General features: G+C 66.9%; 10 protein-coding genes. All 10 read left to right on the forward strand.

Going from position 1 to position 12,757, the window contains the following annotated elements; translation table 11 throughout:
• Positions 1 to 25: 25 nt before the first annotated feature.
• Complete coding sequence (locus IAE58_RS05670) at positions 26 to 412, forward strand: RidA family protein (RefSeq protein WP_025874214.1); 387 nt, start codon at positions 26 to 28, stop codon at positions 410 to 412.
• 7 nt (positions 413 to 419) lie between these two features.
• Positions 420 to 2,531, forward strand: a complete 2,112-nt coding sequence (gene recG / locus IAE58_RS05675) for an ATP-dependent DNA helicase RecG (RefSeq protein ID WP_199932930.1) — start codon at positions 420 to 422, stop codon at positions 2,529 to 2,531.
• 304 nt (positions 2,532 to 2,835) lie between these two features.
• On the forward strand, positions 2,836 to 3,774 hold the full coding sequence (locus IAE58_RS05680; RefSeq protein WP_108769863.1) for a nucleoside hydrolase: 939 nt from the start codon (positions 2,836 to 2,838) through the stop codon (positions 3,772 to 3,774).
• 88 nt (positions 3,775 to 3,862) lie between these two features.
• Positions 3,863 to 4,105 carry a type B 50S ribosomal protein L31 gene (locus tag IAE58_RS05685; protein ID WP_079223041.1) on the forward strand — a complete coding sequence of 81 codons (243 nt, stop codon included), beginning with the start codon at positions 3,863 to 3,865 and terminating at the stop codon, positions 4,103 to 4,105.
• 296 nt (positions 4,106 to 4,401) lie between these two features.
• Positions 4,402 to 5,679 carry a citrate synthase gene (locus IAE58_RS05690; protein WP_199932929.1) on the forward strand — a complete coding sequence of 426 codons (1,278 nt, stop codon included), beginning with the start codon at positions 4,402 to 4,404 and terminating at the stop codon, positions 5,677 to 5,679.
• Positions 5,680 to 6,064: 385 nt separating this feature from the next.
• Complete coding sequence (locus tag IAE58_RS05695) at positions 6,065 to 7,144, forward strand: hypothetical protein (RefSeq protein WP_199932928.1); 1,080 nt, start codon at positions 6,065 to 6,067, stop codon at positions 7,142 to 7,144.
• A 464-nt stretch (positions 7,145 to 7,608) separates the two neighbouring features.
• The gene (locus IAE58_RS05700) at positions 7,609 to 8,118 is read left to right on the forward strand and encodes a CS1 type fimbrial major subunit (RefSeq protein ID WP_199932927.1); all 510 of its coding nucleotides are present in this window, start codon (positions 7,609 to 7,611) and stop codon (positions 8,116 to 8,118) included.
• Positions 8,119 to 8,180: 62 nt separating this feature from the next.
• The gene (locus tag IAE58_RS05705; protein ID WP_199932926.1) at positions 8,181 to 10,901 is read left to right on the forward strand and encodes a TcfC E-set like domain-containing protein; all 2,721 of its coding nucleotides are present in this window, start codon (positions 8,181 to 8,183) and stop codon (positions 10,899 to 10,901) included.
• Entirely contained in the window at positions 10,898 to 12,040 is a 1,143-nt protein-coding gene (locus IAE58_RS05710) for a CfaE/CblD family pilus tip adhesin (RefSeq protein WP_233614729.1), read from the forward strand. Before IAE58_RS05705 ends, IAE58_RS05710 begins: the two co-directional genes overlap by 4 nt.
• Before the next feature lie 18 nt (positions 12,041 to 12,058).
• Entirely contained in the window at positions 12,059 to 12,754 is a 696-nt protein-coding gene (locus tag IAE58_RS05715; RefSeq protein WP_199932925.1) for a pilus assembly protein, read from the forward strand.
• Positions 12,755 to 12,757: the final 3 nt, after the last annotated feature.

The raw sequence follows: 12,757 nt of genomic DNA on the forward strand, positions 1-12,757 counted from the left end.
TTTCCCCCAACGCACCGGAGCGACCATGTCCCGCCAGATCATCAACACCGAAAAGGCGCCTGCCGCCATCGGCCCGTACTCGCAGGCCGTGCGCGCCGGCAACACCGTGTACTTCTCCGGCCAGATTCCGCTGGACCCGGCCACCGGCGACATCGTCGGCGTGGGTGATGTGGAAGCGCAGGCCCGCCGCGCCTTCGACAACCTCAAGGCCGTGGCCGAAGCCGCCGGTGGTTCGCTGGACAAGGTCGTGCGCCTGGGCCTGTACCTGACCGACCTGGCCGAATTCGCCAAGGTCAACGCCGTCATGCAGGACTACTTCCAGGCCCCGTTCCCGGCCCGTTCCACCATCGAAGTCTCCGGCCTGCCGAAGGGCGCCAACTTCGAGGTCGACGCGGTGATGGTCATCGACTGACCCACCCGTGGCACGCAAGGCGGCGGTCACCCCGGCACTGTCACCGTCCGGCGAAGCATCCCTGGCGATGCTGGCCGGCGTGGGCCCGGCCGTGGCCGCCAAACTGCAGGCGCGTGGCCTGGCCACCCTGCAGGATCTGTGGCTGCACCTGCCGCTGCGCTATGAAGACCGCACCCGGCTGACCCGCATCGAAGACCTGCGCCCGGGTGTGCCCGCGCAGGTGGAAGTGCGGGTCACCGCGGTCGAACGCGGCATGCGTTACCGGCCCATGCTGAAGGTGGCGGTGGAAGACGAAGGGCGGGGCACCCTGGTGCTGCGCTTCTTCCACTTCCGCCAGCAGCAGGTCGGCCAGTTCGCGGTGGGCAACCGGCTGCGCTGCTTCGGCACGCCCAAGCCCGGCCACCTCGGCCTGGAAATCGTCCACCCCAGCTACCAGGTGCTGGGCCGCAACGACGACCCCGAACTCGGCGACCGCCTCGACCCGGTGTATCCCACCGTGGAAGGCGTCGGCCCGATGACCATGCGCAAGCTGATCGGCCAGGCCCTGGACCGCCTGCCCGAGGAAAGCACGCTGGAGCTGCTGCCCACCGGCTGGCTCGACGGCCTGGGCCTGCCGTCGCTGCGCAGCGCGCTGCTGACCGTGCACCGGCCGCCACCGGATGCCGATCTGGCCGCGCTGGCCGCGGGCACCCACCCGGCGCAGCGACGTCTGGCGATGGAAGAACTGCTGGCCCACCACCTCAGCCTGCGCCGCCAGCGCATCGCGTTGCAGGCGCATCACGCGCCGCCGCTGGCGGGTCCGGGCAAGCTGGCCAAGGCGCTGCTGAGGCAGCTGCCGTTCGCGCTGACCGGCGCGCAGGCACGCGTGTTCAAGCAGATCCGCGAAGACCTCGCACGCCCCAGCCCGATGCTGCGGCTGGTGCAGGGCGACGTCGGTTCCGGCAAGACCGTGGTTGCCGCGCTGGCCGCCATGCTGGCGGTGGAGCAGGGCAAGCAGGTTGCTTTGGCCGCACCCACCGAGCTGCTGGCCGAACAGCACCTCAACAATCTTCGCGGCTGGCTGGAACCGCTGGGCGTACGCGTCTGCTGGCTGGCCGGCAAGGTCACCGGCAAGGCGCGCGCCAAGGTGATCGAGCAGGTCGCCAATGGCGAAGCGCAGGTCGTGGTCGGCACCCATGCGCTGATGCAGGAAGCGGTGGTGTTCCAGGACCTGGCCTTGGCCATCGTCGACGAGCAGCACCGCTTCGGCGTGCACCAGCGGCTGGCCCTGCGTGACAAGGGGGCAGGCGCACACAGCGTGCCGCACCAGCTGGTGATGACCGCCACGCCCATTCCGCGCACGCTGGCGATGTCCGAATACGCGGACCTGGATGTATCGGCCATCGACGAACTGCCGCCGGGCCGCACGCCCGTGCAGACGGTGGCATTGAACAATGACCGCCGCCCCGAGCTGATCGAACGCATCGCATTGGCCTGCCAGGAAGGGCGGCAGGTGTACTGGGTGTGCACCCTCATCGAGGAAAGCGAAGAGCTGGATGCCACGCCCGCGCAGGCCACCTACGAATCGCTGCAGGCGCTGCTGCCCGGCGTGCGCGTGGGCCTGGTGCATGGCCGCCTGAAGGCGGCGGAAAAGCTGGCCACGATGGTCGCGTTCAAGGCCGGCGAGATTGATCTGCTGGTGGCCACCACCGTGATCGAAGTGGGCGTGGACGTACCCAATGCCTCGTTGATGGTGATCGAGAACGCCGAGCGTCTCGGCCTGGCCCAGCTGCACCAGCTGCGCGGTCGGGTGGGGCGTGGTTCGGCGGTATCGCGCTGCGTGCTGCTGTACCAGGCACCGCTTTCGCAGATGGCGCGCGAGCGCCTGCAGACCATGCGCGAAACCAACGATGGCTTCGTCATCGCCGAGAAGGATCTGGAACTGCGCGGCCCCGGTGAACTGCTGGGCACCCGCCAGACCGGCCTGGCCGGCTTCCGCATTGCCGACCTGGCCCGCGATGCCGGCCTGCTGCCCGGCGTGCACGACCTGGCCGAACGCCTGCTTGCCCAGCAACCCGCGCTGGCCGACCGCGTGGTCAACCGCTGGATCGGCACCGCCGTGCGCTACGCCTCGGCGTAACGGCCGAAGGGGTCACATCCCTTTGCGCAGCAAAGGGCTCTGACCCCATTTCCGGAATGCTCATCCACGCATGGCGTGGCTCTACTGGAGCATCGGTAGCGCCGGGCCATGCCCGGCGGCCGTTCGCGCACCACCTGTAGAGCCGAGCCCATGCTCGGCTGCTCTCACACATCGGGGTCAGAGCCCTTGCCCTCTGGGCAAGGGATCTGACCCCATTCCTGCCGCATTTGCCCCCGGAGCGGGGTGGTCTTGCAACGGTCATCAACCCGGTCCACACTTCGTTGCCGATCTGAAGACGGCAACGATGACCCACAAGATCCCGCTGTTGATCGACACCGACCCCGGTGTGGACGACGCCCTGGCCCTGCTGATGGCCTTCGCCGATGAACGGCACGACGTGGTCGCCCTGACCATCGCTGCCGGCAACGTCGGCCTCGACTACACCGTCCGCAACGCCCTCAAGCTCTGCGACATCGTCGGCCGCACCGACGTGCCGGTGTTCGCTGGCAGCCCCGATCCGCTGATCCACCCCTCGATGGACGCTGCCCACGTGCACGGCCGCGACGGCTATGGCGATGTCGACCTGCCGCCGCCGAGCCGCCAGGCCGAGGCCGAACACGCCGCGCTGGCCATCCTGCGCCTGTCGCACCAGTACGCCGGCGAGCTGATGCTGGTGATGCTGGGCCCGCTGACCAACCTGGCGCTGGCGCTGAAGCTGGACCCGACCCTGCCACAGCGCATCAAGCGCATCGTGGTGATGGGCGGTGCCGTCACCTGCCACGGCAACATCACCCCGGCCGCCGAATTCAACATCGCCTTCGACCCCGAAGCCGCGCATGTGGTGTTCACCTCGTTCAAGCACCTGCTGGTGTCCGATTGGGAGGCCACTGTCGCCCACGGCCTGCCGCTGGAGCAGGCGGAGCAGTGGCTGCAGGCCGATTCCGACCGCGCACGCTTCTATGAGCTGATCTCGCGCAAGACCCGCGCGCTGTCCGAAGACGCCAAGGGTGGCCGCTGGTACACCGCCGATGCGGTGGCCATGGCCTGGGCGCTGAACCCGGAAGGCCAGCTGCAGGTGGAATCGCGTCCGCTGAACGTGGAACTGAACGGAACGTTCAGCCGCGGCGCCACCATCGTCGACTGGAACCGCCAGACCGGCCAGCCGGACAACTGCGACCTGCTGATGGCCTACGACCAGGCCCGTTTCGAGGCCCTGGTGCGGCAGGCGCTCGGCGCCAATTGATCCCGATGTGCAAACACCGGTTGCCCCGCGTGGCAGCCGGTGTTTATAATGCCGCTCTTGACCACCAGCCCATTTACGGTGTGAGCCCATGAAGGCCGATATCCATCCGAACTACCGCGACGTCGTCTTCGAAGACGTCACTTCCGATTTCAAGATCCTGACCCGCTCCACCATGGCGACCAAGGAAACCACCACCTGGACCGACGGTAACGAATACCCGCTGGTCAAGGTTGAAATTTCCTCGGCTTCGCACCCGTTCTACACGGGCAAGCACAAGGTGATCGACACCTCGGGCCGTATCGACAAGTTCCAGAAGCGCTACGCGCGCTGATCCGTCGATCCAGCTTCGAACCGACGGCCGCGCTTTGCGCGGCCGTTTGTTTTTGTCCGGCGCCCACCCAACGGGTGTTTGGAATGGCGGAACAGACCGTTCAGGGGATGGCGTCTTTGCCCATCAAGGCCGCTTGCCGGCAGGGTTGCCCCTGCCCGTCGTCTACGACTTCCGTCTAGCACCCGACAAATGCTGCTGTGCGATAATGACCTGATCCCCGGCACAGGCCGAGGACGTCATTCACGTGCCTGACCAATGCGCTTGGGCAGGCGCCTTCCCATGAAGGAGCGCACACAGTGTCCGATCTTGATCAGGTCACGCTCAACGCCGGCGACACGTCGGTCGTTCTGCCCGTCATCAAACCCACCCTTGGCAACGACTGCGTCGACATTGCGAAGCTGACCAAGGAAACGGGGTATTTCACCTACGATTCCGGCTTCACCGCCACGGCCAGCTGCAAGTCGGCCATCACCTACATCGATGGCGACAAGGGCGTGCTGCTGTACCGCGGCTACCCGATCGAACAGCTGTCGGAAAAGTCGAGCTACGTCGAAGTGGCCTACCTGCTGATCAACGGCGAGCGCCCGAGCGCCGAGCAGCTGAAGGCCTTCACCGATGAGCTGGCTGCCGAAGCCAATGTCGATGAGTCGATCAACACCCTGATCGGCAGCTTCGCCAAGGATGCCCACCCGATGGCCATCCTGACCGCCGCCATCGCGCAGCTGTCGGCCATCTACCACGCCTCGCTGGACCTGTCCGACGCCGAACAGCGCCGCCAGGCTGCCGTGCGCCTGATCGCCAAGGTGCCGACCCTGTCGGCCCTGATCTACCGCCACGGCAAGGGCCTGCCGGCCAACAAGCCGGACACCTCGCTGGATTACGTCAGCCGCTTCCTGAAGCAGACCTTCGAGTCGGCTGATGGCCAGTACGATCTGAACCCGGACGTGGTCAAGGCACTGGACCTGCTGTTCATCCTGCACGCCGACCACGAGCAGAACGCCTCGACCTCGACCGTGCGCCTGGTCGGTTCGACCGGTGCCAACCCGTACGCGTCGGTCGCCGCTGGCGTCACCGCGCTGTGGGGTCCGGCCCACGGCGGTGCCAACGAAGCCGTGCTGAAGATGCTGGAAGAGATCGGCACCGCCGACAACGTCGAGTCCGCCGTGGTCAAGGCCAAGGACAAGACTTCCGGCTTCCGCCTGATGGGCTTCGGCCACCGCGTGTACAAGAACTTCGACCCGCGCGCCAAGGTCATCGGTGAGATGACCGGCAAGGTGCTGAAGCAGCTGGGCGTGCAGGATCCGCTGCTGGACGTGGCCGTGAAGCTGGAACAGGCCGCGCTGCAGGACGAGTACTTCGTCGCCCGCAAGCTGTACCCGAACGTCGATTTCTACAGCGGCATCATCTACAAGGCGCTGCAGATCCCGACCGAAATGTTCACCGTCATGTTCGCCCTGGGCCGTACCTCCGGCTGGGTCTCGCATTGGCTGGAACAGCAGGTCGACCCGGAAATGAAGATCGGCCGTCCGCGCCAGGTCTACACCGGCAGCGACGTGCGCGACTACCAGGGCTGATCGCCTGCGGTAGGTCGTGAGAAGAACGCCCCGCATTGCGGGGCGTTTTTTTTGCGTCGTGCATGCCCTCGGCGCCGTGCCCCGGTAGCGCCGGGCCATGCCCGGCGGCTCCTGCCCTGGTATGCGCGTCCGCGCAAAAACCATCCACGCATGGCGTGGATCTACAGGTGCTCGCCGTCGGCACCGCGTCCCGGTAGCGCCGGGCCATGCCCGGCGGCTCCTGCCCTGGTAGCTGCCAACCTTGGCTGGCACGCCTTTGCGCTCGTCTCGCGCGTATCCACCCGCGCCAAGACCGCGTGATTCAAGGGTCTCACCAGCTTCACAACCGCTCGCGCAGCCTCAGGACGCACGCTGCACCCGCAGCACCGATACGGAGCGTCCACCCATGAGTACCCGATTCGATCCACCCGAGCGCGGCCCGCTCGGCCCAGACGTCGCCACTGTCGTCACTGCCCCCATCGTCGCGCCGCCCAGCGAAAGCGCCGTGTCCTGGGGCGCGATCTTCGCGGGCGCCGCCGCCGCCGCCGCGCTCTCCCTCGTACTGCTGATCCTCGGCGTCGGCCTGGGCCTGTCCTCGGTCTCGCCGTGGTCGTTCGAAGGCGTCAGCAAGGAAACCTTCGGCTGGTCCAGCATCGCCTGGCTCACCTTCACCGCATTGGCTGCTTCCGGCCTGGGTGGCTACCTGGCCGGGCGCCTGCGCACCAAGTGGACGCAGATCCACGGTGATGAAACCTACTTCCGCGATACCGCGCACGGCTTCGTGTCGTGGGCCGTCGCCACGCTGCTCACCGCTGGCTTGCTGACCTCGGCCATCGGTGGCGTGCTGGGTGCCGGCGCCAAGGTTGCAGGCGCCACTGCAGGTGCCGCCGTGTCCACCGCAGGCGTTGCTGCTGCAGGTGCTGGCAGCGCTGCAGCCGCTGCGCCGGAAGGCGACCTCAACTACTGGGTCGATTCGCTGTTCCGCAACGCCACCAATCCGGGCCCGGACACCGCAGGTGCACCGCCGGCTCCGCCCGCACCGGGCGCGGCACCGATCGACCCGGCTGCGCCGCCGCCGCCGGCCGCCGGCACCGGCCCGCGTGATGCCCGCATGGCGCCGCCGCCGCGCCCGATGCCGGGCCACGGCCCGATGGGCGACCGTCGTGAAGTCCGCGCCGAAGTGAACCGCATCATCGTCAACAGCCTGCAGGGCGATGGCCTGGATCCGGCCGACACCCAGTACCTGTCGCAGCTGATCGCACGCGAAACCGGCATGAGCCCGGCCGAAGCGCAGGCCCGCGTGACCGATGTGCAGACGCGCATGCGTGCTGCGCTGGAAAAGGCCAAGAACACGGCCAAGGAAGCCGCCGATGATGCGCGCAAGGCGACGGCCTATGCCGCACTGTGGCTGTTCATCACCCTGCTGATCGGTGCGTTCTTCGCCAGCCTCAGCGCCACCTGGGGCGGCCGCCGCCGCGACCTGTAACCCGCATTCCATGCAAGGAGACCTGCCATGAAAATGATTCTGCTCTGGCTGTTGGGCGTGCCGATTCCGCTGTTGATCCTGTACGCGATCTTCTTCTGACAGCACGCGCTTGAATGCTCTGACCATCAGGCCGCCGAAAGGCGGCCTGATGCGTTTGCAACGCCGCGCCATGCCCGGCGGCGTCTGCGCCATCCACGCATGGCGTGGAACTACTGATGCTGCGTGCAATGAGGTTAGTTGCAAAACAATCGGCGAAAAGTTGCATCTCTCTCAAACCTTGACCGTCATCCCCAAAATTCCTTAACAACCAAATATTTAGGAATCGTTGAATGGTCAGGAGCGGGTAAGGATTTTTACCATTCCCCCGTCGCCACTCCCTACCTCCGGCGTGGTGACGCTCCCCTCCCACCCTCCTTCCTCCGGCAGGGGAGCTTCTTCCTTTCATTGTCCGAGAGAGACAACCGATGAATACCATTCTGAAGAAGGTCGCGCTGGCTGCAGCGCTGGCCACCGCTTCGCTGTCCGCACACGCCGCTGAAGCCGAAATTGCTGTATGGGCCGACGTTGATCCCACCCTCGCTCTGCTGAAGGTCGATGGCACCGCCCTGGACGACTCGGTCAAGCTGGCCTTCAACCCCGTTCTCGGCCGCCTGGCGGACTGGACCGATCGCGTCCGCATCTACAGCAACGCCGTCGACAAGGACATTGAAGTGCGCCTGGGCGCTGATCCAGTGCTGCTGCGCCAAGGTGGCGGTGGCACTGCCGTGCCGCTGGCGGTCAGCCTGAATGGTGAGGTCCTCACCACCGCCCCGCGAACCTACGAGGCCAGCAAGATCTTCGACGGTGCACTGGGTGGCGCGTCCATTCCGATGGAGCTGCGCATCGCCCATGGCGGCACCGGCAAGATCACCGTCGACGGCAAGTACGAAGGCATCGTCAGCATCGCCATGGTCCAGGCCGCTGGCACCCCGTAATACCCAGCGTTGAACCCCGCGCCGGCCCGACCACCGGGCCGGCCGCACCAGGCACCCCTCCCATGAAAGCTCCCGCACCCGCCGTCACCCGGCTGGCGGTCGCGCTCGCCTTGTCGCTGGCCACGCCGCTGGTCGCGGCACGCGGCGTTCCCGTCGGTTTCGAGGATCTGGTCGAAGGCCAGGTCGAACAGCTCGACATCCGCCTGTTCGGCCGCAGCGCTGGGCTGTCGCCGGTGCGCGTCACCCTGGAACACGTGCAGCTGGAAGATCCCGCACGCGTGCTGCAGGCGCTCGACCTGCCGGCCGATGCCCAGGCCGCGCTGCTGCCCGCGCTGTCGCAGCCGCTGGCACGCAACAGCCATCTGGCCTGCCGTTTCGGCGGCGCCGAAGCCGGCTGCGGCTACCTCGATCCACCGGAAGACCCCAATACCGTGCGCGCGCTGTACGACGAAGGCGAGGGCGCCGTGCGCCTGTTCGTGGCCAAGCAATGGATCACCGCCGAGCCCGCTGCCGACCGCTTCCACCAGATCAGCAGCAATGCCGAGAACGCCTTCCTGCACCAGCAGACCGTCAACCTCAGCGGTGGCCGCGGCTACCAGGCGCTGAGCGCGCAGGGCGCCGGTGCATTGGGCCTGTTCCAGCGTGGCCACATCGCCGTGGACTGGAACCTCAACAGCCAGCAGTACCGCGGTGGCCGGCGCCGCCACGATTTCCAGTTCGACAACGCCTATTACCGCCATGACCTGGGCCCGCAGCATTACCTGCAGGCCGGGCGCATGGACCGCCGCAACCTGTCCAGTCCGCAGGGCGGCACCTTTAGTTTCAGCATGCTGCCGATGGACCGCTTCGCCGGCCTGCGCATCGGCACCACCCAGGCCTACGTGGATACCGAAGCGGCCGTGCAGTCCACGCCGTTGACCGTGCTGCTGGCCCGCGATGCACGCGTGGACGCTTTCGATGGCGAGCGCCTGCTGCAGAGCTTCTACCTGCAGGCCGGCATCAACGATCTGGACACGCGCCGCTTCCCGTTCGGCAACTACACCATCACCCTGCGCATCTACGAAGACGGCGTGCTGGTGCGCAGCGAGGAAGCACCGTTCGACAAGGGCGGCGACTGGGCCAACAGCAGCGTGCAGTGGTTCATGCAGGGCGGCCGCCGCAACGAGCGCCGCAGCGATCGCTTCGATGGCGAGATGGCCGCCATGGTCGGCCTGCGCGTGCCGATGGGCCGCGATGCCGCCCTCACCGCCGGCGCCGCCGATCTGGGCGGCTTCAGCTACGGCGAGCTGCGCGTGGACCTGCGCCACATGTTCACCACCCAGGACGTGCGCGCCAGCTTCAGCGGCATGCGCGGCAGCGACGGCAGCAGCGGCCAGCAGCACCAGCTGTCCTACCGCCGCAAGGCGTCCTGGAACGTCTACCAGCAGCGCCTGCGTGGGCGCGCCTGCCAGTTCGAAACCGATACCCGCGACCGCCTGGCCTGCGCCGATTCGCTCAGCGCATCCATGTCGCTGCCGGTGGCCGGCGGCAACGCCTACGTCGCCTACACCCGCCGACAGACCTGGAGCCGCGGCACCGTGCTCAACACAGACCCCGATGACCCGATGGCCGCACTCGACCCGCTGCTGCCGTGGGAGCCGCGCTACAGCCGCGAACCCAACCTCACCCGCACCTGGCAGGCCAGCTACAGCCGCATGCAGCGCTGGCAGGAATTCAGCGTCTCCACCCGCGTGGGCGTGTGGCAGCAGGGCACCCAGCGCAGCGTGGGCGACAGCCGCGACTGCGGCATCTTCATCAACTTCAGCCTGACCCGCCTGCAGCGCCGCGACATCGGCAGCTCGCAGCGGCGCTATGCGCTGGATGCGCGCCAGCCGCAGCACGCGCGCCCCGATGTGAACTACAGCGCCGGCCAGACCCTGCGCCAGGAAGTGGATGCGCAGTACCGCGAGGCCACCGTGGACCTTCGCGGCAACAACAACGACCGCTACAGCGCATCGCTGAGCGGGCAGACCCAGAACAAGTACGGCCACACCGGCGCCAGCGTGGCGCACTACCAGCAGCGCGGCGGCAACGAAGTGACCTACAGCGCCACGCACAGTTCCGGGCTGGCGCTGGGCCGCCGTGGTTTCTACTGGGGCGGTGGCCTGGGCGCCGAAGCCGGCCTGGCCGTGCAGGTCGATGGCACCGACGATCTGGAACTGACCGGCGTGGCCGCCGAATTGCAGGTGGGCGGCCAGCGCAAGCAGCGCCTGGCGCTGGGCGAACGCCGGCTGATGCCGCTGTCGGCCTATCAATCGCACCGCGCCGAAGTGCAGGACGCCAGCGCTCTGAACAGCGACGCCGCCATCCGCGTGACCGGCGTGGGCGGCGCACGCCCGCTGTTCCTCGCGCCCGGCCGCCTGGTGCGCATGCCGGTGCCGATTGAAGTGACCTACACCTTCATCGGCAATGCGCGCGACATCGCCGGCGTGCCGCTGGGCGGCGCCCGCATCCTCAACGCGCCCGTGCCCGGTACCGGCAGCAACGGCGGCTTCGTGGCCGACTTCCCGCGCCGCGAACGCACCCTGTACCTGCTGCAGGACGACCGCCTGCTGCAGTGCCCGCTGCAGGTACGCGAGCGCCGCAGCGTAGTGATGCTGGTGGGTGCGGTGAACTGCGAGCCGCTTTCGGTGGCGCAGCTGCCGCCGGATATCCGCCAGCAGGCGCGGGTAACCCGGCTGCTGCAGGAACAGGCGTTGATTGCAGGCACGCAGCAGACCGCTGCGGCAGGAGGTACGCCATGAAGCGCGCGATTCGCGGGTTGATGTGGGTGATGTTGAGTACCGCGCTGGTGGTGATGGTGCCGCGGGCGTTTGCGCAGCGGCCGCCGGACCAGGCGCCCATAGGTGTAAGCCAAGACTTCAGCCTGTCTTGGGATCGGTCAGCCGTCCCAACGATGATTGAGTTGGTACCTCGAAAGACAGTGATTGCCAATGATCGAACAGGGCTTGATGGCTATGGAAAGCTGTTCTACACCTGCGTCTCCAGTGCGGATACGCAGCAAGGACGGTGTCCCACCTCCGACACAATGGACGCCGCTGCAAACGAGGCGAGCACTATCGCTCTGCAATTCCGCGAAAAGCGTAGCGGAATGCGGATCGATGTACATGTTGAAGGTGAGCTACTACGGATTCAACCCACTGCGGCGTGCTTTTCAGACTACTGGGACCCGACGGCCCACTTTCTCTGGTCTTCCCAGACTGCCGAGTGCAACTTTAGAGATCCCGCCGGGACTGCTCTTGGCCTACGTATTCAACAAAGAGAGCTTGAAAAACTGGTGGCCGGGCATTGGGTTGCCACGCTTTCGATCGATCTTCGCAGGCCCCCGAGTCAGTTCCTTCTGAAGAATGACTTTCGGTTTGAGCTTGCGATAACTGATCGCGACGCAGTAGCCATCTACTTCCCGCACTTCGACGAAATCTCGCCACACGTCGGCATGAACCTCCGCTACGACCCCATCACCCAAACCGTGGGTGGCGGCACGACCGTGGATATGTGCCTGTACGACGGCCTTGGCTCGCAGGCGCCGTACATCGGCGTCACCGTCCGCGATTCCGGTGGGCGTGCACCCGGCCCCACCGGCTTCTCGGCATGGCACCGCGATAGTGGTGGCAGCGGCGACAACGCGCGCCTCGATTACAACGTCACCCTCGACTACAACGGCGCGCCATTGCCTATGCGCAACGGGGTGGAGGAACAACTCACCGGCATCGACACCGCAAAGCTGAAGCTGGTGGTGCTGCCCGGCATGAGCCAGCCCGTGTTCTGCGTGGATACACCGCTGCGCCTGAACATGCCGCGCGTTCCCATCACCGAGAAACAACCCGGCTACTACCGCGGCGACCTGAAGGTCGAGCTCCGCGTGCCCACCGGCGTGCCCTGATCCCCGCCAGGAACTTCCATGAAACGTCTCTCACTCTGTCTGCTCCCGTTCTGCCTGCTGCTGGCACTGCCCGCACAGGCCAACCTGACCGTGCACCCCATGCGCACCTCGGTGGACGCCAAGCGTGGTACCCAGATCCGCGTCTACTCGCAGTCCACCCAGCCGCAGTACATCCAGGCATCGCTGCGCCGCATCGTCGATCCCGCCGGCGCTCAGGAATCCGAAGTGGAGGTTGAACCCGGTGACGCCGCCATCGCCGTAACGCCCGGCAAGTTTGCGTTGTCGGGTGGCGGCAACCGCCTCATTCGTGTCATTCCGCTGCAGCCGGTCGAGCGCGAAACGGCCTACCGCGTGTACTTCGAAGGCGTCGCCGGGCCGGAGGCATCGTCCGCCGAAGCAAAGGAACAGGCCGAAGCAAAGGTCGGCGTGAACCTGGTCTGGGGCGCGCTGGTGAATGTGCTGCCGCATGACGGCACGGTGCTGCCGCGCGTGCAGGGCAACACCCTGCGCAATGACGGCACGTTGCGCCTGGGCATCACCAGCATCGCCGACTGCGTAGGCAGCCGCTGCACGGCACATGACGTGTCCAAGAGCCTGTACCCGGGCAGCACGTTGGAACTGCCGTTCGCCGTTGAGGCCGGGCACACCGTGCAGCTGCGCTACCGGCTGACCCGCGATGGTTACCGCGAGCACGTGCAGACCCTTACCCCCTGATCC

Origin of the sequence: Stenotrophomonas sp. S49, from assembly GCF_016624905.1 — a bacterium.
GTDB lineage: Bacteria > Pseudomonadota > Gammaproteobacteria > Xanthomonadales > Xanthomonadaceae > Stenotrophomonas.